General features: G+C 70.3%; 22 protein-coding genes. 7 read left to right on the forward strand and 15 right to left on the reverse strand.

Annotation, left to right across the window (positions count from 1 at the left end):
- Positions 1-111 precede the first annotated feature (111 nt).
- The 3 genes from KIK06_RS08510 to KIK06_RS08520 form a co-directional block, all read right to left on the reverse strand.
- Positions 112-336 carry a helix-turn-helix transcriptional regulator gene (locus KIK06_RS08510; protein WP_017598933.1) on the reverse strand — a complete coding sequence of 75 codons (225 nt, stop codon included), beginning with the start codon at positions 334-336 and terminating at the stop codon, positions 112-114.
- 1 nt (position 337) lies between these two features.
- A complete protein-coding gene (locus KIK06_RS08515; protein WP_268642697.1) occupies positions 338-754 on the reverse strand; it encodes a hypothetical protein in 417 nt (138 codons plus the stop codon).
- 100 nt (positions 755-854) lie between these two features.
- Positions 855-1,604 (reverse strand): DUF4386 domain-containing protein, encoded by a 750-nt coding sequence (locus tag KIK06_RS08520; protein WP_268642698.1) that lies wholly within the window; start codon positions 1,602-1,604, stop codon positions 855-857.
- A gap of 280 nt (positions 1,605-1,884) precedes the next feature.
- Between KIK06_RS08520 and KIK06_RS08525 the strand changes: the two genes are divergently transcribed.
- Positions 1,885-2,400: a SixA phosphatase family protein gene (locus KIK06_RS08525; protein WP_268642699.1), complete on the forward strand. Its 516-nt coding sequence runs from the start codon at positions 1,885-1,887 to the stop codon at positions 2,398-2,400.
- Between the two features lie 13 nt (positions 2,401-2,413).
- Here the strand turns inward: KIK06_RS08525 and KIK06_RS08530 are convergent, their stop codons facing one another.
- Positions 2,414-3,763, reverse strand: coding sequence for an amidase (locus KIK06_RS08530; protein WP_268642700.1), 1,350 nt, complete (start codon positions 3,761-3,763; stop codon positions 2,414-2,416).
- 147 nt (positions 3,764-3,910) lie between these two features.
- Here KIK06_RS08530 and KIK06_RS08535 point away from each other — a divergent pair, with 147 nt between their 5' ends.
- Both KIK06_RS08535 and KIK06_RS08540 read left to right on the forward strand, forming a co-directional pair.
- Complete coding sequence (locus KIK06_RS08535; RefSeq protein WP_083924209.1) at positions 3,911-4,576, forward strand: DUF1989 domain-containing protein; 666 nt, start codon at positions 3,911-3,913, stop codon at positions 4,574-4,576.
- Positions 4,573-5,439 carry a polysaccharide deacetylase family protein gene (locus KIK06_RS08540; RefSeq protein ID WP_268642701.1) on the forward strand — a complete coding sequence of 289 codons (867 nt, stop codon included), beginning with the start codon at positions 4,573-4,575 and terminating at the stop codon, positions 5,437-5,439. The genes KIK06_RS08535 and KIK06_RS08540 overlap by 4 nt, the downstream gene beginning before the upstream one ends.
- Positions 5,440-5,471: 32 nt before the next feature.
- Here KIK06_RS08540 and KIK06_RS08545 read toward each other — a convergent pair whose 3' ends face one another.
- Positions 5,472-7,058: a PucR family transcriptional regulator gene (locus KIK06_RS08545; protein WP_268642702.1), complete on the reverse strand. Its 1,587-nt coding sequence runs from the start codon at positions 7,056-7,058 to the stop codon at positions 5,472-5,474.
- A 115-nt stretch (positions 7,059-7,173) separates the two neighbouring features.
- Here KIK06_RS08545 and codB point away from each other — a divergent pair, with 115 nt between their 5' ends.
- The 4 genes from codB (at position 7,174) to KIK06_RS08565 (ending at position 11,583) form a co-directional block, all read left to right on the forward strand.
- Positions 7,174-8,526 carry a cytosine permease gene (gene codB, locus KIK06_RS08550; protein ID WP_268642703.1) on the forward strand — a complete coding sequence of 451 codons (1,353 nt, stop codon included), beginning with the start codon at positions 7,174-7,176 and terminating at the stop codon, positions 8,524-8,526.
- Positions 8,514-9,107 carry a flavin reductase family protein gene (locus KIK06_RS08555; RefSeq protein WP_268642704.1) on the forward strand — a complete coding sequence of 198 codons (594 nt, stop codon included), beginning with the start codon at positions 8,514-8,516 and terminating at the stop codon, positions 9,105-9,107. The genes codB and KIK06_RS08555 overlap by 13 nt, the downstream gene beginning before the upstream one ends.
- A 226-nt stretch (positions 9,108-9,333) precedes the next feature.
- Entirely contained in the window at positions 9,334-10,194 is an 861-nt protein-coding gene (locus KIK06_RS08560; RefSeq protein WP_268642705.1) for an alpha/beta hydrolase, read from the forward strand.
- A gap of 252 nt (positions 10,195-10,446) precedes the next feature.
- Complete coding sequence (locus KIK06_RS08565) at positions 10,447-11,583, forward strand: calcium/sodium antiporter (RefSeq protein WP_268642706.1); 1,137 nt, start codon at positions 10,447-10,449, stop codon at positions 11,581-11,583.
- 64 nt (positions 11,584-11,647) lie between these two features.
- Here the strand turns inward: KIK06_RS08565 and KIK06_RS08570 are convergent, their stop codons facing one another.
- The 10 genes from KIK06_RS08570 to KIK06_RS29255 all read right to left on the reverse strand — a co-directional run bounded on the left by KIK06_RS08570 (position 11,648) and on the right by KIK06_RS29255 (position 20,114).
- Complete coding sequence (locus tag KIK06_RS08570; protein WP_268642707.1) at positions 11,648-12,115, reverse strand: NUDIX hydrolase; 468 nt, start codon at positions 12,113-12,115, stop codon at positions 11,648-11,650.
- Between the two features lie 127 nt (positions 12,116-12,242).
- Positions 12,243-13,451, reverse strand: coding sequence for a lanthionine synthetase C family protein (locus tag KIK06_RS08575; RefSeq protein WP_268642708.1), 1,209 nt, complete (start codon positions 13,449-13,451; stop codon positions 12,243-12,245).
- Entirely contained in the window at positions 13,448-16,165 is a 2,718-nt protein-coding gene (locus KIK06_RS08580) for a lantibiotic dehydratase (protein WP_268642709.1), read from the reverse strand. The genes KIK06_RS08575 and KIK06_RS08580 overlap by 4 nt, the downstream gene beginning before the upstream one ends.
- 231 nt (positions 16,166-16,396) lie before the next feature.
- Positions 16,397-16,594: an FxLD family lanthipeptide gene (locus KIK06_RS08585; RefSeq protein ID WP_268642710.1), complete on the reverse strand. Its 198-nt coding sequence runs from the start codon at positions 16,592-16,594 to the stop codon at positions 16,397-16,399.
- A gap of 1 nt (position 16,595) precedes the next feature.
- A complete protein-coding gene (gene fxlM, locus KIK06_RS08590) occupies positions 16,596-17,852 on the reverse strand; it encodes a methyltransferase, FxLD system (RefSeq protein WP_268642711.1) in 1,257 nt (418 codons plus the stop codon).
- Positions 17,853-18,029: 177 nt separating this feature from the next.
- Positions 18,030-18,188: an FxLD family lanthipeptide gene (locus KIK06_RS08595; protein WP_268642712.1), complete on the reverse strand. Its 159-nt coding sequence runs from the start codon at positions 18,186-18,188 to the stop codon at positions 18,030-18,032.
- A gap of 101 nt (positions 18,189-18,289) precedes the next feature.
- The gene (locus KIK06_RS08600) at positions 18,290-18,898 is read right to left on the reverse strand and encodes a DUF5753 domain-containing protein (protein WP_268642713.1); all 609 of its coding nucleotides are present in this window, start codon (positions 18,896-18,898) and stop codon (positions 18,290-18,292) included.
- A gap of 88 nt (positions 18,899-18,986) precedes the next feature.
- The gene (locus KIK06_RS08605; protein WP_268642714.1) at positions 18,987-19,511 is read right to left on the reverse strand and encodes a DUF6879 family protein; all 525 of its coding nucleotides are present in this window, start codon (positions 19,509-19,511) and stop codon (positions 18,987-18,989) included.
- Positions 19,495-19,689, reverse strand: a complete 195-nt coding sequence (locus KIK06_RS08610) for a hypothetical protein (RefSeq protein ID WP_268642715.1) — start codon at positions 19,687-19,689, stop codon at positions 19,495-19,497. Before KIK06_RS08610 ends, KIK06_RS08605 begins: the two co-directional genes overlap by 17 nt.
- A gap of 242 nt (positions 19,690-19,931) precedes the next feature.
- Positions 19,932-20,114 (reverse strand): CPBP family glutamic-type intramembrane protease, encoded by a 183-nt coding sequence (locus KIK06_RS29255; RefSeq protein ID WP_327084636.1) that lies wholly within the window; start codon positions 20,112-20,114, stop codon positions 19,932-19,934.
- Positions 20,115-20,316: the final 202 nt, after the last annotated feature.

A 20,316-nucleotide genomic window follows, 5' to 3' on the forward strand; every position in this document is an offset into this window, starting at 1 on the left:
GTGCGCCCCGGGCACGGGAGCCGACCACGCTCCCGTGCCCGGGAACGGGCGTCCTTCCGGCCGAAGGACGCGACGCGAGGGAAAACGGGCGCCAACGGCGCAACGGAAGGCTCAGGGCGCTTCGTCGGGGTACTGGAAGACGTCGTCCAGGCCCGTCCCGAAGGCCCGCGCGATCAGGAAGGCCATCTCCAGCGAGGGCGAGTAACGGCCCCGCTCGATGGCGATGATGGTCTGCCGGGTGACCCCGACCGCGTCGGCGAGCTGGGCCTGGGTCATCTCGCCGTGCTCGAACCGCAGGGCGCGGATGCGGTTGGTGACCCGTGTCGGCTTGACCACCTCAAAACCCCCGCCGGTAGGCGACCAGGCCGACGACCGCGCCCGTGACCGCCTGGAGGACGAAGCCGAGGTAGAGGACGTTGGCGATCCAGAAGTGCGCGACCTCGGCCAGGGACATCCCCATGGCGGCCAGGGCGGCGGCGATCAGGAACCCCCAGGAGCGGAGCACGCCCAGGCGGGCGATCTCCCGGTCCCGGGAATCGCTCCGGTGGCTCTCGCTCGGCCGGACGACCTCGATCAGGACCCGCAGGACGACCGCGACGACGACGCAGGCGGCGATGGACCACAGCAGCGGCCACTGGTAGGGGGTCTCGGTGATGGGGTCGGCGGCCCTGGTCAGCACGATCACCACGTAGGCGAGGTAGACCGCGACCGAGGCCGCCAGGAAGGCCCAGGTGCCCTTCTCCTCGTAGGACACGTCCACTCCATCTCTCTCGGCGCCGATCCTGCCAGGGCACGCGCGAGGGCGTTCGGTACGGACGGCGCGGTGTCCGACGGCGCCGTCCGCTCCGGCCGCGTCAGCCATCGACGCCCGCCCGCGCGTGGTCGGCGTCCTCCGGCGTGGCCCTGGGGCTCACGCCCCGGACCAGGAGGTAGCCGATCATCCAGAACTCGCCGATCGCGGCCGGGACGGTGAGGATCTCCTTGGCCAGGGCCGTGTCGGGTACAAGGTAGCCGAGGAAGGCGCTGAGCACGTAGCCGCATCCGCCCGCCGCGACGGTCCAGCCGAGGACGCGCGGCATCCACCGCGACCGGTGGGCGAGCCAGCCCATCGGGATGAGCCACAGACCGAAGAACAGCGCGGCGACGTCCCACATGTACCCGCTCGCGACGTACAGCAGCTGGACCGTGGTCGCCGTGTCGGCCGTGGTCGGCAGCGGCGCGTCGAGCGCGACGTGTGCGGCGGTGGCCAGGAGCCCGGCGCTGGTGAGGATCATGGCGGCGTTGACCAGACCGAAGGCCGCCACGGCACCGGCCGCGAAGCCGCTGACCGGGCGGAAGAGTCTGAAGAACAGCAGGGCGGCCAGCGCCTGGGTGAGGACGATCCCGAGCTCCAGCGCGACGACGCCCCTCGCGAGGGCCTCCTGCGCCATGAGGTTGGCCAGCGTGGCGGCGGCGTCGCCGGCGACGTACAGCCGGGGGCGGGCCAGCATGAAGCCGAGCACGCCGGTGACCGCCAGGCCCAGGTAGGCCAGGCCGGTCAACCGGGCGGTTCCCTCGGTGGAGCGCATCCCCCACCGCGTTGCGATGTAAAGCATCTTTGACATGACAGGGAATGTAAAGAAGGATCGACCTCATGTCAAGAAAGTTAGACATGGCCGGGCGGCGCGGAGCGGCGGAAAAGCCGTCCCAGAGCCCCGCCGGCGCCCCTCACCACGGGTGCCGGGCACAGCGGAGGAGCTGGCGCCCGACGATCCGCACCGCGGCCCGGGGCGGCCGGCCCGGTCGGAGCGGGCACGGGGCCGGGGGCATGACACCCCGAAGACAGCGGGGCAGAACGTGACGGAAGGCGCTGATTCCATCACGAGATGTGGAACGATCGATGGTATGGCTGACCCCACGCGCACCGTCGTCCTCGTCCGGCACGCCAAGGCCGACCGGCCTCCGGTGAACGACCACGAGCGGCCACTGGCCGCAAGGGGGCACAGGGACGCCCCACGGGCGGGCCGCTGGCTGGCCGGGTCGGGTGTCACACCCGACCTCGCCCTGTGCTCCACGGCCGCGCGCTGCCGCGAGACCTGGAAACTCGTCGTCGCGGAACTGCCGCACAGGCCGCGGACCGTCTACGAGGACCGCCTCTACGGCGCCTCCGCGGGTGAGCTGATCGACGTGGTCAACGAGACCGCGAACGACGTCGGCACCCTGCTGCTCGTCGGCCACAACCCCGGACTGCACGACCTGGCCGACACGCTCGCGGGCGAGACCGAGGGCGACCTCCTCGCCCGGATGGCCCGTTCCGGCCTCCCCACGAGCGCGATCGCGGTGCTGACCTTCACCGGTTCCTGGGAGGGCGTGGAACCCGGCAGCACGCGGTTGGCGGCCTACTGGGCACCGCACGCCTGAACGGCCCCCGCCATCAGGCGAGACCGCGCTCCACCTGTTCGGCCAGGCTGAACAGTAGGCCCTCCCCGCCTTCGGCCCCGACCAGTTGCAGGCCCACCGGCAGTCCCGACACGGTCCCCGCGGGCACGCTGAGCGCGGGGGCACCGACCACGTTCCACGGCGAGGTCAGGCTCAGCAGCATCGGGCCGACCCGCGCTTCCGTACCGCCCACCGAGACCCTCCGCTGGTCGATGCGGGGAGCCGTCACGGGCACCGTGGGCAGGGCCAGGGCGTCGTACCCGCGCAGGAGCGCCGCCGTCTCCTCCCGGGCCCGCTCGCGCTCACGCAACGCACGAACGTACCGCCAGCCAGGCACGCGCGCGGCCGACCTCAGCCGCTCCAGCACCTCCGGGTCGAAGAGGTGCGGGTCCCGTGCCACCCGTTCGGCGTGCACGTCGTAGGCCTGCGCGCCCTGTACCGCGGTGAAGGTGTCCCACAGCATCGCCGACGCGGGCCAGTCGACCTCCACCACCTCGTCCACGGGGTCGAGTGCCCTGCGCACCGTCCGCGCCACCCCCGGTTCGATCGGGACGGAGGGCGCGCCCCGCAGCCACAGCACACGGGTACGGCGCCGCACCCCCGTGCCGCCGACGTCGGACGCACCGGCCAGGGCTCCGGCCGCCACACGGCAGTCCTCGGCCGAAGCGGCCAGGACGCCCACGTCCTCCAACGACTCGGCCAACGGGATCACCCCGGACACCGGGACGGTCCCGTGCGCCGGTTTGAACCCCGCCACCCCGCACAACGCGGCCGGAATCCGCACGGACCCGCCCGTGTCGGTGCCCAGGGCCACCGGCACGATCCCCGCGGCCACGGCCGCGGCGCTGCCGCCGCTGGATCCTCCCGACATCCGGTCGAGCGCGTGCGGGTTGCGCACGGGCCCGGACACGGAACGATCGCCGGTCGGACCGTAGGCGAACTCGTGTGTGGCGGTCTTGCCGATCACCACCGCCCCCGCGGAACGCAGCCGACGCACGCACTCGGCGTCCCGATCGGCCCTGTTCCCCGCCAGGTGCGCCGACCCGGCCTCGGTCAACAGCCCGGCCACGTCGATGTTGTCCTTCACCGCGACCGGGATCCCGTGCAGCGGCCCGCGGTCCACGCCGTGCCCGATCTCGCGGTCGGCCCGCCGGGCGGCCGCGTCGGCTCCCGCTCGGTCCACCAGGGTGAACGCGCCGAGCGCGGACCCGCTCTCCGACGCCGCCCCGGCGGCCGCCCGGGCCAGTTCCACCGCGCTCACCCGACCGGATCGCAGTTCCTCCGCCAACCGGTGAACGGACCGACCGGTGAACGGACCGTGCGGCGGCCGGCCCTGCTGTTCCATCACGTTCCTCCTGCTCGGTCACTTCGTCGCTCCTCCTATCGTCGCGGCCACCCGTCAACCAGCGGAATGGAGTTATATCCATGTGATCCAGGATTTTCTGTGGCAGTATCCATGTATCTCGTAGGGTGCCGGTGCTGGACTGTCCCTATGACGACACCATCACCGCGAACCGTCGTGCCGGCGCGTCACGCCCGGACCGTCCGCGCCAGGGCGGGGCAGTCGGTTCGCGTCACCGACACCCGCGGCGGCCAGGTCGGCGACGTCTTCGCCTTCGTCGCCGACGACCCGACCGAGTACCACAGCGCCGCGCACACGCGCGCCCACCTGAGCCGCCTCTTCCCCCGTGCGGGCGAGGTGTTCGTGACCAACCGGCGCCGACCGCTGCTCACCCTGGTCGAGGACACCTCACCCGGTGTCCACGACATGCTCATCCCCGCCTGCGACCCCTACCGGTACGCCGACCTGGGCGCCGACCCCGGGCACCGCTCCTGCGCGGTCAACCTTGTCGGGGAGGCCGCGGCGCACGGGATTCCCGTCACAGACGTCCCACAACCGATCAACGTGTTCATGAACACCCCCGTCGTCGACGGAACGGGGATCGACTGGCGCTCCGCCCCCAGCCGACCGGGTGACTCGATCACCTTTCGGGCGGAGCTCGACTGCGTCGTCGTCGTGTCCGCATGCCCGCAGGACCTGGTGGGGATCAACGGTGAGGGCCCCACTCCGCTGGCGGTCGAGGTCCTCGACGGCTCCGGCCGCCGCCAACCGGCGTCCGCGGAGGCGGACGCCCCGTCCGGTGAGGAGCAGCCGTGAGAACGACCTGGAACGACGGGGCCGCCGCCGTGGCCCTGATCACCTTCGACGTCGACGCCGAGACGCCCGTGCTGGCCGAGGGGCACCGCTACGCCGAGCACGCCATGACCATGAGCCACCAGGCGTACGGGCCCGACGTGGGCGTCCCGCGCCTGCTCGACCTCCTGGACGACCTTGAGGTCCCCGCGACCTTCTTCGTGCCCGGGTGGGTCGCCGAACAGCGTCCCGGGCTCGCCCGGAGTATCCAGGACCGCGGCCACGAGGTCGCCCACCACTCCTACAGCCACCGCGCCCCCACCCGCATGACCCCCGAGGAGGAACGCGAGGACTTCGAGCGCGCCCTACGGGTCTTCGCCGACCAGGACATCGAGATCCGCGGGCACCGCGCCGCCATGTGGGAGGCGACCTGGAACACCGCGTCGCTGGTCGCCGAACACGGGTTGGTCTACGACTCCTCGCTGATGGCCGATGACAGGCCCTACCTGGTCGACACCGGCGCCGGACGGATCGTCGAGCTTCCGGTGCACTGGTCGCTGGACGACTGGCAGCAGTACGCGTTCCTGCCCGAACCCGCGATCGGCTCGGCCATCGAGTCTCCGCGCAAGGCATTGGAACTGTGGAAGGCGGAACTGGACGCGATGCGCCACTACGGCTGTCTGTTCAACCTCACCAGCCACCCCTTCCTCACCGGGCGCCCCAGTCGCGCGCTTGCGCTGCGTGAACTGATAGAGCACGCTCAGGACCGGGGCGACGTGCGCTTCGCGCGCTGTGTGGACGTGGCCCTGGCGGCTGGCGCGGACCCCGCCCTGAAAGCCCACACCCTCCAGCGACGCTCGGTGGACCCCACCGTCTACCCGGACTGACGAGAGGTGAGCGCGCCTCGGATCGCGTCCTGTCAACGGCTGTTCGCCGACTCCTGCGCCTCCAGCGCCAGGAACAGGTCCACGCGCTCCGGGGTGCGCCCCACGTCCAGCCCGGTCAGCTCCGCCACCTTGGCCAGTCGGTTGCGCAACGTGTTGACGTGCACGTGAAGCGCCGCGGCCGTCGCGTTCCAGTTGCCGTCGGCGTCCAGGAAGGCGCGCAGCGTCGCCACCAACCGCCCGCCCCTGTCCTGGTCGTAGGCGCGCACCGGGCCGAGCACCTTCTCCGCCAGGGCGTGGAGTTCCTCCGGACTGTGATGTCCCAGGAGCAGACGGTACATGCCCAGGTCGCCGAATCTGCCCACCAGAGGACCCACCGTACGCCCGCTCAGGATCCGGCAGCACTCCCGCGCCTCCCACAGAGCGGCGCGAAGGGCCTCGGTGCCTTCGGCCACCGCGCCCAGGCCGACGACCACCGCGCCTTCGGCGTTCGGCCGTTCCGTGACCGCGTGGGACAACCGCTCAGCGAAGCCGGTCAGTTCGCTCTCCGACCGCACCCACGGGAAGACGGCCACGGTGTCCCGCACACCCTCGGCGACCGCCACCGGGACGAACTCGTCCACGAAGAAGCGTCTGACCCGCTCGCTCAGCCCGGTGCCCCGCTCACCCCTCCGCACGCCGAGGGCGCACACCGCCAGCGACCCGGTGCCGTCCACTCCGAAGGCCCGCAGTCGGTTCACCACCTCCTGCTCCTCGCGTGCCCCGGAGGAGATCATGTCGAGCAACTCCCCGGCGAAACGCATCTCGACGGTCCGCGTCAGCTCCTCACGTGCGACCTCCAGGCTCAGGAACCGCGCCACCTGCTCCAGTGACTCCAGTTCCGGTCCCGACAGCTCGCGCATCGGCTCCAGACATGCCAGGGCCGCCCCCGCGCCGCCGAACGCACCGAGGGTGTCGATGAGGAAGAGTGTCGCGGTCTCGCCCGAAGCCAGCCCGACCTCCAGCGGCGGCGGACGTCTGGACAGGGCGGACGAGACCGCCTCCACGTCCGCCCGGTCCGGTCGGCCCCCTGTGCTGGCCAGGCAGCGGCCCGACCGGTCCACCACGTACATGCGCAGGCGCGGGTGGTCGCGGTGCAGGATCTCCAGTGCCCGGGACATGCCCCCGCCGTGCGAGGCCGACTCCACCAACGAGTTGTTGCGGCGCACCAGGTCGACCAGGTCGTGCTGGCGCTGTTCGGCGTAGTGTCCCGCAGCGGCCTGGGACACCTCCGTGAACGGGATCGACATCCCCAGTTCCAACAGCGGCATGCCTGCCTCCCGACAGGAACGCACCAGTTCCGGCGGGGTGTTCGGGGTCTCCTCGCGCAAGCCGAACACGATGCCCGCCCCACCTGCGCGGCTCACGCTGGCCACGAACGCCCTGGCCGAGTCGGGGCCGGAGAACCACAGGCCGTTGGTCATCACGAGCTCGTGTTCACGCAGGTAGGGGGAGGGGTCTGGGAGTTCGGTGTTGTGCACCCAGCGCACCGGCAGGCCCCACTCACGGTCCCCCTCCACCAGGACGCGCAGTCGGAGAGCAGGGTCCGTAGCGAGGGAGCGCAGGGTCAGCATGGTGTGCATATAACCACAGAAAGGCGGGACTCTCTAGACCTTTCTCCATTCCGCGTGGCCGCGCGGGTTGTTTGAGTTGGCTTGTGACTCAGACCACGAAAACATCGAACCCGGAGGTCACCCCATGTTCACTCGTCAGGCGGGTCCGTCGGTGAGCGCATCCCGCACACGCGCCGAGACGGTCGCCCAGGACGACTACCCGCAGAACAGGGTCCCCCAGCACGCGCGCCGCGGTTTCCTCTCGCTGCTCTTCGTCCTGGTGGGCTTCGTCTTCTTCACCCCCACCATGTTGGCCGGAGCCCGCCTCTCCGGGGCCTTCGCGTGGAGCGACCTCATCGTCATCCTGGCGGTCGGCAGCCTCATCCTGGGCCTGTACGTCGCCGTGCTCTCCCTGATCGGGGCGCGTTCCGGACTGACCACGGTCCTGCTGGCCCGCTACAGTCTGGGCCGCTACGGCGCCAAGTACGCCAGCCTCCTGCTGGGAGGGACACAGGTGTGCTGGTACGCGGTGACGGCCGTGTTCCTGTCCGAGCTCCTGGTCCAGGCGTTCGGATTCGAGGGCCACACGTGGCTGGTGGTCGTGCTCAGCTCGATCCTGACCGGCGTGACCGCCTACTACGGGTACCGTGGCCTGGAGTTCCTCAGCGGCCTGTCCGTCCCCCTGATGCTGGTGCTGTGCCTGTGGGTCCTCCATCAGGCCCTGGACAACGTGGGGGGCTGGAGCGGGCTGGCGGCCGTCACCCCCGCCGAGCAGGACGGCATCGCCTGGGCCACCGCCGTCACGATCGTCGTCGGCACGTTCGTCAGCGGAGGGACCCAGACCCCCAACTGGAGCAGGTTCGCCCGCAGGCCCTGGCAGGGATTCGTCGCGGCCCTGTGCGCCTTCCTGGTGTTCAACCTGCTCATGCTCTTCTTCGGCGCGGTCGGCGCCATCGCGTTCCAGGCCACCGACTTCGTGGCCGTCCTGCTCCAGCTCGATCTGGTCGCGGTCGCAGTCCTCCTGCTGTTCTTCAACGTGTGGACCACCCAGGAGAACACCGCCTACGCGTTCGGCGTCGCCGGAGCGGAGATGTTCAACGTCCCGGCCAAACGCCCCTTCATCATCGGCGGGGTGGCCATCGCCATCGTCCTGGCCCTGACCGGGATCTACGAAGCGCTGCCGCAGTACCTGGTCCTCCTGGGCATCCTCATCCCGCCGCTCGGCGGGGTCGTCATCGGCGACCACCTGTTCGTCTGGCGGGGCAGGCTGCCCCGGCTGGACCAGGTTCGCTTCCTGCCCGTGCGCTGGAGCTGTGCCACCGCCTACCTGCTCGGACTGGCCACGGCCTTCGTCAGCGAACAGCTCTCCTTCGGGCTGCCGCCCGTCCACGGCATCGCCGTCGCGATCCTGACCGTGCCCGTGGCCGAGCGGGTTTTCCACGCCCTGGGTGTGCGTACCGACCATGAGGAACTCGAGGAGGACCCGTGGAGCCCGTGACCCTGGCTCCGGAACGGATGGCCGCCGAAGCCGTACGCAAGCTGTTGCTGGGCGGTGTCGTGCCCCGGCCCATCGCCTGGACCAGCACCATCGGCCCCGAGGGGGTCCCCAACCTCGCTCCGTTCAGTTACTTCACCGTCGTTTCCACCGACCCGCCGATGCTGTCGCTGACCATCGAGGCGCGCGATGACGGAACGGCCAAGGACACGGCCGCCAACATCGTCAGGACCGGTGAGTTCGTGGTCAACGTCGTGCCGGAGGAACTGGGAGAGGCGATGTGGGCCACCTCGGCCGACCTCCCTTCCGAGGAGGACGAGTTCGCGGTGGCCGCGACGCCGTCCGCCCCGGCCCACCGCGTCTGCCCGTCACGGGTGGCGGAGTCCCCCCTCGCGATGGAGTGCGTGTTGGAGCGGTCACTGCCTCTGGGCAACGCGTTGCTGGTGATCGGCAGGGTGGTCTGCTTCCAGGTGCGCCCCGATGTCCTGGACGGGCGCGGTCGGGTCGCGCACGACCGGCTGCGGGCCCTGGGCAGGGTCGGCGGCCGCTATCTGGGGACCTCGGACACCTATCCGCTGCCGTAGGCGGGGCGGGTTCGGTCAGGGAAGGTGTGTCCTGGCCGAGCCCGCCGCGTAGAGACGCCCCTTCCTCTTCCGTGCCAGGTCCGGCCGCCGAAGAACCCGGCAGGAAACACCCCTGCGTCCCCGGGCATGGGAGCCGAACACATTCCCATACTGGGAGCAGGCGTTCTTCCGACCGAACACAGCGGGAGGAGAACGGGCGGGAACAGAGGAACAGGAGGCTCGGGACGTGGCCCCAGGCACAGAGGGGAGCGGGCTCCCGCACCCGGCTCCGCTCATCACCGCGGTCGCCGTGGCCGTCATCCTGGTTCTGGTGGGGCTCGTGTGGGGATTCCAGCGCTCACTGATCTACCTTCCGTCCTCGGCGGACGTACCGCCCGCCGCGGAGGTCATCGGCGGCGCCCGGGACATCACCCTGACGACGAGGGACGGTCTCGAACTGGGGGCCTGGTTCGTCCCCGCGCGGGGAACGGACCGGGGCACGGCGGTCCTGGTGGCCAACGGCAACGCCGGGAACCGGCAGCTGCGCGCCCCGCTCGCGAAGGCGCTCGCGGACGAGGGGCTCTCCGTCCTGCTGTTCGACTACCGCGGGTACGGGGGCAACCCCGGGCGCCCCTCCGAAGGCGGCCTCGCGCTCGACGCGGCCGCCGCGGCCGCCGCTCTGGAGGGACTCGGCCCCGGGACCGGATACGCCCCCGAGGACACGCTGTACTACGGCGAGAGCCTGGGCGCCGCGGTCGTCTCCGGCCTCGCGCGGGAGCGGCCTCCGGCCGGGCTCGTCCTCCGCTCCCCGTTCACCGAACTCGCCGACGTGGGACGCCACCACTACCCGTTCCTGCCCGTCCGGACCCTGCTGAAGGACCGCTACCCGGTGACCGCGTCGGTCCGCGAGATCGGGGCGCCGGTCACCGTCGTCCACGGAACGCGCGACACGGTCGTCCCGCCCGACCTCAGCCGCGCGGTGGCGGCCGCGTCCCCCACCCTGTTCGAGGAGGTGGCGGTCGAGGGCGCGGACCACAACGACCCCGCGCTCGTCAGCGGCCCCGAGACCGTCGGCGCGCTCGTCCGCCTCGCCGACCACGTGCGGTGAGACGGACACCCGGGGAAGCGGCCTTCGGACCCGACCCCGGAGCGGAACGGATGCCCGGCGTCCGGTACCGGGAGGCCGAACACGAACTCGGCGTGAAGATCCCGCGAAAGGAGACCATCACCGGCGACCACGGCGGTCTCGATACGGGCCGGTCCGGAGGAAACCGAGTAGTTTGCCTAGCAAACCCCATGGCGCATGGGTGGGCCGAGCGTGGCACGACGGGATGATCGAAGGGTTCGAGTGGACGTACTGGTGGTTCTCGCTCTGGTGGCGGGGTTCGTTCTGTTGGTGGCCGGGGGCGAGACACTCGTCCGGGGCGCTGCCTCCCTGGCACGGACTCTGGGGATGTCCTCGCTGGTCGTGGGCCTGACCGTGGTGTCGTTCACGACGTCGGCGCCCGAGCTGGCGGTCAGCACCGACGCCGCGCTGTCCGGGTACCCGGGCCTGGCCGTGGGCAACGTCGTGGGCAGCAACATCGCCAACATCCTGTTGGTGCTCGGGACGGCGGCGCTGTTCGTTCCCCTGGCGGCGCACTCGCAGGTCGTGCGCGCCGACATCCCGGTGATGGCGACACTGTCCGTGGTGGTGCTCCTGATGGCCCTGGACGGGAACCTGAGCCGCTTCGAGGGCGCCGCTCTGTTCGTGATCCTGCTGGTCTACGTCACCGTCACGGTGCTCGTCTCCCGGCGGCGGGCGAGGGGCGGCCCGGGTTCCGCGCGTGCGGGCGCCGACAGCACCGGTCCGGGTGCGGCCGGCCCGGTCCGCGGTGCCACACGGACGAGGTCGATCCTGGTGGACGTGGTGCTCGTGCTCCTGGGAACGGCCCTGCTGGTGTCGGGGGCGCGGCTGCTGGTGTACGGGGCCAGCTCGGTCGCGGCGGCGCTGGGGGTGAGCGACCTGCTCATCGGGCTGACCGTGGTCGCGATCGGCACGTCGCTGCCCGAGCTGGTGACCTGTGTCGTCGCGGTGGTGCGCGGCGAGCGCGACATGGCGGTGGGCAACATCGTGGGCAGCAACGTGTTCAACATCGGCGCGGTGCTCGGACTGACCGCCATCGTGTCCCCCGTGGGGATCGCCGTCGCGCCGGAGGCCCTGCGGTTCGATCTGCCGATCATGGTGGCGGTGGCCCTGGTACTGCTGCCGATCGCCCTGAGCAGGTTGGAGGTGACCCGCTGGGAGGGTGCGCTGCTCGTCGGCTTCTACACCGCCTACATCACCTACCTGGTCATGGAGGCCACCGAACACGCGGCCCTGCAACCCTTCAGCGCCGCGATGCTGTGGTTCGTCATTCCGCTCACCGCGCTGTGGGCGTTGTCGGTGACGGCCTACGAGCTGAGTATGCTGCGCGCCAGGAGGAAACGCGCGGCCGCCCGCGCGCCCCGGCTCTGAAGGGGCGGGCACCGGCTCGACGTGAGGCGCGGCCCTGTCCCGCCGTGAACGGAAGGGGCGGCGGTCAGCCCAGGTGGGGCGGGCCGTCCTGGATCGCGTGCACCACCCTCAAACTCTGGGTCCGGTGCATGGGCAGGTCCTCCAGTTCCTCGAGGGCGATCCAGCGCACCTCGTGGGACTCGTCGCTCACCCGCAGCACGCCGCCCACCGGCACGGCCCGGAAGCACACGTTGAACTGGCGGCGCACCTCGCCGTCGCCGTAGGCGATGATGTGGCGGGCGTCGGTGTAGGTGCCGACCAGGCCGGTGACCTCCACGTCGTAGCCGGTCTCCTCCCGCACCTCGCGCACGACCGCCTCGGGCAGACTCTCGGTCATCTCCATGGCGCCGCCCGGCAGGGCCCACAGCCCGTTGTCCGCGCGGCGTTGCATCAGCAGCCGATTGGCGTCGTCGAACACCGCCGCGCTGGCCGCCACGACCAGGCTGTTCGGCGTCGGCGCGGCCGGGTCGTCGTAGTACTCGGTTCGGACCATGAGGCGCACTCCATCTGCGGTACCGGCGCTGCGGAAAAGGGGCACGAGAATTGTCTCCCACGAAGCGGCGTGTGCGCTCGTCGATTTCGCTGTAGGCCCCTCCACAGCCCCGTGAGACGCGCGATGCTCAGGCGCGGACCGCCAGGCAGGCGTCCCAAGAGGGTGAGGCCGTCTCCGTGGTAAGCGCCAGAGCCGTCCCGATCGTGCCTTCGAGTAAACCGTGGGAGTGCTGGTCCTGGTGGGTGAGCTCCAGTAGTTCGCCTGTGAGGAGGGGGACCCGGTCCGCCAGCCGCGGCAGACCGTGACCGTCCTGCTGGTCTGCGGCCATGCGGCGGAGGACTTGGAGAAGACCGGCGCGCCCGTGGCACAGCCCGTGCGCCCCCATCCGGGACCGTTGAGCGGGGTCACCCATACACATGGCCATGGCCGTCTCAGCGTCCCGTCGTCGGTCGGTGTCGCCGGTCGCGATCGCGGCGAGTTGCTGGGCGCGCGCCAGCCCGGGTGTCCCATAGCACCAGGACGGCGGCCCCGGCGCGTCCTGCCCCCGGATACGGCGGCCGGAGGCGTTCCGACGCACCCACGCGGGCCACCAGACGCCCGCCTCGTCGTCCTGTCGCCAGATGTCCAGGTAGCGACAGATCCGTTCAATCGCTTCGAGGTGTCCGTCGACCCGGGAACCAGTGCGATGTGCCAGGGACAGCACCGCGAGGACCCCGGCCGCCCCGTGCGCCATCCCCAGGTTGGCGTGCCCGCCCTCCCAACCCGGGGTTGTGCGGTACCACGGGTCGTGGTGCACCCACCAACCGGGATGTTCCCCGTCGCCGTCCCGAACGGGTTGGCTCAGCCGGACCAGGTACTCCAGAACCCGGCCGGTCGCTGACCCGCCCGGGTCGGCGCGAAGCAGCACCACACCAATCCCCGCCAGCCCGGAGATCAGGTCATACTCACCGAACGACGGCAGTACGCCGGAGGCCATACGTGCCTGGGCGGCCTCGACCCGCTGGTGAGCCACGCTGTTCAGGTGGTGTACCAGAGTGCCCCGTGCCCGTTCGTAGTGGCCTTCGATCAGGGACAGCACCAGGACCAGGGCGGGAAGCCCGTAGAGCAGCCCGGACCGGCCGCTGGCGTCCGCACCGTCCACGGTGGCCACTCGAAGCCAGGCGTGGGCTCGTTCGGCACTGGCCGCGTCATGGCGAGCGCGGACGGCGTGGAACAGGGCGACCCCGGCCGCGCCCCGGTCCAGGCACTGCGGTGGCCGGGTCAGTGTCGGGGGTGGGTGGGCGAGCTGGTCGGCCACCCGGGCGACGAACTCGGCGGCGGCGTCGCGGGTGGTCATCGGACCGCCTTGCGGGTGTGGGCCAGGGTCAGGGCGAGGGCGCGGGTGAGTTCCAGGAGGCGGGTCTCGTCCGCGCGGTCGGGGCCGACCACCCGGTTGTGGTGCATGTGGAGCAGGGAGCCGAGCACGTACTGGATGTGGTCGGGCTGTGGAAGGGTCTGGCGGTAGGTGGTCAGGGCTGCGGCGCGGTTCTCCCACGCCTGAAGCAGATCGTTGTCAGCCGTGTCGTCGACCGTGCGGAGGAGCTGGTGGCCGATGGTGTGGGCGGTGCGGTCGATCGGCTTCCGGGAGCGGGGCAGATGGTCCACAGCCCAGGCCAGGCCGTGCTCGGGGAAGGCGTCAATGGCCAGGCGGAGGAGGGAGGCGGCAGCGACGGCGTGCACGCGTGCGACGTCGTCTCCAGCGTGGCGGAGTTCGGCCAGGGCCGCGGTGGTGTCGGCCGCGAACACGGCGTGGGCGGCCTCCATCGCTGGTCCGTGACCGTAGCGGCCGGTCTCCGGCTGGTAGGTCTCCAGAGTCAGCGACCGCACCAGCCCGGCCTGTTGGAGTGCGCGGGTCCAGTCGGCCAGGGCCGCCAGGTGTGAGGGGACAGCTGCAGGGAGGCGGAGTCGTAGGTGGGGGCCGTGGTGGTCGCGGTAGCGCACCACCCACCAGGCGGGTTCACCACCGATCCGGTCCCACAGATTCGCCATGTGGTCGGTGAGGATTCGGGTGTGCCGGTCGGTGTCGGCGTACAGGTGCGCTGACGTCCACCCGATGGCCCCGGGAACATGGGCGGAGGCGGTGGTCCGGACACCCGGGATCGGGGGTGGGGGCACGGGCCGGTGGGTACTGGCCAGTGGGAGCACGATCTCGTGGGCGCGTCCCTGGCACCAGGCGAAGGCGTTGGGCGGTGGGGCCTCGGTGACCGTGACCGCTGCCGGGGCGTGGTGTTCCAGGTGGTCACGGAGCAGGCGCCGATGGGCGGGCTGGGCGAGGTCCAGAGGCAGGTAGGAGTCGCCTTCCACCACCCGCACACGCTGGGGGATGCGACGCCGCGACCGGAGGTGGACGAGTCCCTGTTCCCACACATCGGTGTCCGCCTCGGGGGTGGCGATGTCGGTGGCGCGCAGCCGCCACAGCGCGGGGGCGACCACGGCCTTCCCAGCACGTACCCGTGGCAGGTGGGTCCAGGTGTCGGTGGCCTCGGGCCAAATAAAGGACAGGTGCGGGGGGACGCGGGCGCGGGGCAGTTCGTGGCACAGCCGCACGAGCGGGTGGGTGTGCCAGCGTGGCTCCAGGGCGGAGAGGAACTGGGGTTCGATGATCTGCCCGGTGGAGCGGCGTTGCAGAAGCAGGTGATCGGGGTCGATACGCACCTGCACGTCGTCGGGGCCGAACACCACCCTGTCGTCCTGGTCCGGGAGTGGGTGTTCGTCGATCACCAGCAGATGGTCCAGGACAGGGGGTGTGCGGGCGATGTTGTGCGCGGACTCCACCACGGGCGGGCCGGTGACCTGAACGCGCACGGCCCCCTCGGTGAGGGTCGGCAGGTTCTCATAACCTCCTTGGTCCAGGCCCTCCAGGTGGAGGAACCGGCCGGTGAGAACCCCGACCGCGCGGGAGACACCGGTCACCCACAGCGTCAGGTCGCCCGTGTCCACGGCCTCGGGCGAGGACGCGTGGAGGTGGGCGCGCAGCTCCACGTGCGGAGGCACAGGCACATCCTCGTTCTGGTGCGGTGGGGGCAACTCGGCGAGGTCGATTTCGGCCTCGCCGTCCAGGGCCGCGGTGTGCGCGGCGCGGGTCAGGGCGGTCTCGCGCTCACCCTCCGCGCGGGGCTCGGGCGGAGGTAGGACCGACCCTCGATAGCCGTGGGGCCAGCCGACCCCGGTGGGGCCGACCAGGTCGAGCAGATCGACGACCGCGCCGGGGCCGTACCGTTCCAGACAGCGGTGGTGGTAGTCCACCCACGCGGGAGAACCCGTCCGGTCTGGCGCCCAGCTCTGGAGGACATCCGCTGTGTGCGTGGCCGCGTCGACCACAGCCGGGGCCAGGGTGATGTCGGCGTCCAGACGGGTGTCCACCGCTGACATGTCCGGTTCGGGGAGGCCCTGGGAGCGCGGTGTCCTGTCCAGCAGGTATCTCAGCGGGTCCGGTGCGGTCATGGGGGCGTGCGCGGCGCTGATCAGGAACCCGTGTCGGAGGAGGCGGGTGAGCATCGCCCGCACCACCGCTCGGGGCGCGGGGGCGAACTCCTCGCACAGGGCATCCTCGACCTCCCCCAACAGCCGAGGGGAGCGTGCCAGAGTCAGGGCTCGCTCGACTGCGAGGGTGCGTCGGACCGAAACAGGGGCGACGTCGTTCGGGGTGGCCGCGACCGGGTGCCGTTTCACCAGTCGGTTCCCGCTGACCTGAGCGGTGGAGGTGGACGCGACCGCCAGTTCTCGATCAGCTTGCTCGTCGAAGCGAGCCGCGCAGGTGGCGAGCCAGTGGGTGTCAGGGCGAGCCACCGCCTGGTGGTCGTTCCCCCACCGAACAGCGGTGGCCGCACCGACACGAACAGGGGCCACTCCGGCGAACAGGCCGAAGGGGGTCGGCCGGTGGCGGGCACGCAACCGATACCGCATGAGAGCGGCGGCGCACCGGCGTAGGCGGCGCAGTGACAACTCCTCACCTGAGTCGTCGCATACGCGGTCGGCCATCTGCGCCAGAGCCGGGCTCGCCAGGCGCACAGCGTCGATGAGAGGGGAGTCCCACGCCCCACGAACCCAGTCCCTCAGCTCGCCCGGTGGAGCCGTTGCCGGGTCCGGCCATGCGTCCTCGGGGACGTCGGGCGATAGCAAGGTGGCCCGCACCGTCACAGCGGGCTCGGCCAGAACGAACACGGAACTCCCCTCCGAAGGAAACGAAAGGCCCCTGGGCGGGGATGGTCCGCCCAGGGGCCCAAAGGACTGAGCGGAGGGTCAGGTGCCCTTGCGTGCGGTGCAGCTGGGCGCGCACGCCGACTGGCAGGTCTGGCCGCAGCCGTCGTCGGTCATGCCCCACAGGTTCGAGTCCACCGTCGGACCCTCGTGGACCCGCACGTCGAGGTCGAACAGGTCCGCGATCGGGGTGAACCTTCCGTCGTCGGTCTCGACGACGTCCAGTGTCGGGGTCTTCACATCAATCTCCTTCTGGGGTGGGGGACGGCCAGGTGATGACCATCCGGGTGTGTGCCTTGTCCACCACCCGACCGGCCGGGAGCCGGTCAGCGGGGGTGGAACGGGGGTAGCAGACGGCTTCGGGACCGGACCCGCTCCGGTGCTGGCGGTCCCAGGACCGGATGTGATCGGTGAGCTGCTCGGCCATCTCGGTTCCGGTCGGGCCGTGGCCGATGGCGCCGAACTCCCACAGTTCGTTCTCGTTGGGGCTCTGGCGCAGGGTGCGGTAGGCGAAGCTGTCGCCCGCCGGGGAGACCAGGGCGGGGGTTCCCAGAATCCAGGTCGGGGTGACCAGCCCTGTGTCCACGGCTCCCTGGTCGGCGGTCAGCAGCGCCCACCGATCGGCCACCGAGGCGACCCACAGGTCCTGGTCGCTGGCGTCCTCCTCCACGCCGACCATGACCCCCGACCACACGGGCGTGCCCGTCTCGGCCATCGCTTTGCGCAGTGCTTCGGCGTCCACCTCGGGGCCGTCCTCCAACCGCAACCCGATCTGCTGACCGGGAGTGTCGTTGAGGTAGGGCATGGGTTCCCAGTGCTCTCCCGCACCCTGCATGCGCACGAACCCGCACATGTCCACGTGCTTCGAGTGCAGGACGCCGTCCTCGTCGGCGTCCAGGGTCAGACACCGGGTCAGGCCGCGGACACGCATCGGTACAACCATCCGCCCACCCGAGGCGAGCTGTTCGGTCCAGGCGGGCGGAATATCCCAGGCTCCGGCCGTCACCAGAACGCGGTCGTAGGGGGCACGGTCGGCGAACCCGTACTCCCCGTCCGCCACGGCGGTGCGGACCTGGGGGTACCCGGCGGTGTCCAGACAGCGGCGGGCGCGGTCGATCACGTCGGAGTCGATGTCGATGGTGGTCACCTCACCCTCCGAACCGACGAGCTCGGCGATCAGGGCGGCGTTGTAGCCACCGGAGCCGATCTCCAGCACGCGCATTCCAGGCTGGAGGTCGGCCCGGTCCAGCATGGTCGCGATGATGCTCGGGGCGGACACCGAACTGAGTGCCACCCCCTTGTCCTCGTCGCGCTTGGTCACCACGGCCTTGTGCGCGTTGTACACGTCGGCCAGGTCCAGGCCGGTCAGGAAGAGCTCGCGGGGGACCCGCCGCAGAGCCTGCTCCACCGGTGCCGACAGCAGCGCGCCCTCATACGAGTAGTCGTCGAGGATCTGCTGCACCATCGCGTTGCGGCGAGCGGATTCAGGTGAGTGCACGTGTGTTGCCTCTTCCTCGTTGTCAAGTGGTCACCCGGCGTAGCAGCGCAGGTGTCCGCTCTGCTGTCGATGGCCGTGTTCGACCAACGGGGGTACCTCTCACCTTCCAGTGCAGAGCCATGGTGGTCCTCCGAACAGGGTGGTCGGCACCAAGGGGGCGGTGCCGAGCACCGCGGATCAACTGGGGGTGCACGAATCCGGGCAGCTCGTCCCGCACCCGTCGTCGGTGGGGTTGATCAGGGGTGTGGTGTCGCTGGTCTCGATCAGGCGGATGTCGAGAGCGAAGGGGGACGAGGAGGCGGGGGCCTGCGTGTCCTTCTGGGATTCCTGTGCCAAGCACACCGCTTGCCCTTTCCAATAGGGGGCTCTGGCACAGGAAAGACTAGGCGCACCGGGAAGTCGGGTGAAGGACTTTCACGGGTGGGAATAAATTCACGCTAAGGAATGTCGGTTTTCGCTCGTTCCCGGTATTCTTGGGCGAGTTGACCGAGGAACACACGGGCATCCTCATCCGCGAGGGATCGACCGTGGTAGAAGTCGAAGATCTCTTTGCTGTACGCGATGTCCCTGGGGTCGCGTAGTGCGAGTTCGCCGGTGAACACCTCAACGGTGACGAGCCGGTCGTCATAGAGCGTGAATCCGTTGAGCGGCCCGCTGGGCACCGGAGGGTGAGCGGGAACGATCCGGATGTCCACCCCGGCCAGCTCACCCAAGGACGCGATGCGGTCCATCTGCAACGCCATGATTGCGGGCGGGCACAGCGGCCAGCGCAGTGCGGCCTCGGTGAGCACGAACACGAACTGTCGGCCCGACTGGTACAGGGACTGCTGGCGCTCCAGTCGGCGGGCCAGAGCCGTTTGCCATTCCGCGCCGCGGTTCACCAGCGGGTGAGCCAGGGTCTGGCGTGCGTACTCGGGGGTTTGCAGCAGGCCGGTGATCATGCACGGCAGGAAGTAGCGGATCGTGGTCGCCGCGTCCTCGATGGCGGCCAGGTCGCGTTGCAGTTCCCCCAAGCCGCGTTGCAGCGCGGGCGGCCAGGCCCGCACCGGTCATCCCGGCAGAACGGCGCAACTGGCGCAGTGCGTCAGCCAGTTCGCCGCGCTGCCGGTCGGCGTTCTCGGGCTCAAGGGTCAATCAGCGGACCTTGTAGTACTCGGTGAAGGGGGTGGAGTGCTCCAGGGCCAGGTTCTTGTACCGGACGTAGGGAGCGGGGTCGGTGTCCTCCAGCAGTTCCCGGCCGGTCTGGGTGCCGTCGGTAGCGTAGTGCATGAGGACGACGTGGGTGTCGTCGAAGAGCCAGAAGTCCTGCTGGGGCAGGCCAGGGTCGGGGGTCGTGGCGAAGTCGAGGATGTTGACCTCCTCGCCCGCCTGGACGCTGAAGGCGTACCCCCACTCGAACTGGAAGCGCAGGTGGTCGCCGACCGGGCTGGTGAGGGTGTGCACCCTGCGCATCCGGCGCCCGGCTTCGACGTGCTGGCGGACCTTGATCAGGTAGGTGTCGGTGCGCAGTTCCTGGGCGGGCCGTGACTCCCCGGCCAGGAATCGTCGCAGCTCATCCTCTTCCTCGGGCACGGTGTAGCTCGGCAGGGTCTCCAGCCGGAACGCCTCCTGCTCGAAGGAGTGGAAGAACTCCTGCCAGGCGTCACCTTCCAAGCGCACGGGCGGCCTCCTCGATCAGGTGAGCGGGGATCTCGACGGCCACCTCGCCATCCGAGAGGGTGAGTCCTTCCGTGGCCTTCAGCAACAGGCCCTGAACGACCACGGTTCCCATACCGGTCGAGAACACACCCGGGCAGTCGTTCCGGTTGCAATCACCGGAAAGTTTCCGAAGCGCCATGAACCATCCTTTCCGTCTGGCATTAACGAGAATTCACGGTAGGGATCGCCTCGATACTCGGTCAACCCCTACTGGCATATTCACGCCTGGGAATACAGCGAGCCCCTGGTTTCGTGTGCGAATCACGTTCAGGATCCTGCTGTGGCCCAAGGACGCACTCCAGGTGACGTCCTGGCTGCTCGCGGCAGAAGGCTTCTTCACGAGCACGTTCGAGGACCTGCTCGCAGTGGGGCTGAACGCCTTCACATGTCCGCTGCGGCCAGAAGTATCAGGGAGCTTCCAAGCAGGTTGTGGGCGGTGTGCGCCAGGATGATCGGGGTCAGTCGACCCGTGCGCTGGTAGGCCCACACGCACACCAGAGCGGGAACCGTCACTGCCAGACCACCGAGCACGAAGTAGAGGTGGTAACCGATCTTCGAGGCCACGACAACCGTGTACACCTCAGCCGGGAGCCTGCCCGCAGCCGCGAACAGGATCACCAGAACCGAGACGTTCAGCGTCTCCGGAACCGTTGGCGTACTTCGACGGTGCCTACCTCGCGGCGAAGGTGGCACACTGCTTCCTCGCTCTGGGGCCGGATGTGCAGATGGCCCGGTGTGTGGAGCGGTCGTTGGAGATGAACGGAGG

Source organism: Nocardiopsis sp. EMB25 (genome assembly GCF_026797795.1).
In the GTDB taxonomy this organism is placed as follows: domain Bacteria; phylum Actinomycetota; class Actinomycetes; order Streptosporangiales; family Streptosporangiaceae; genus Nocardiopsis; species Nocardiopsis lucentensis.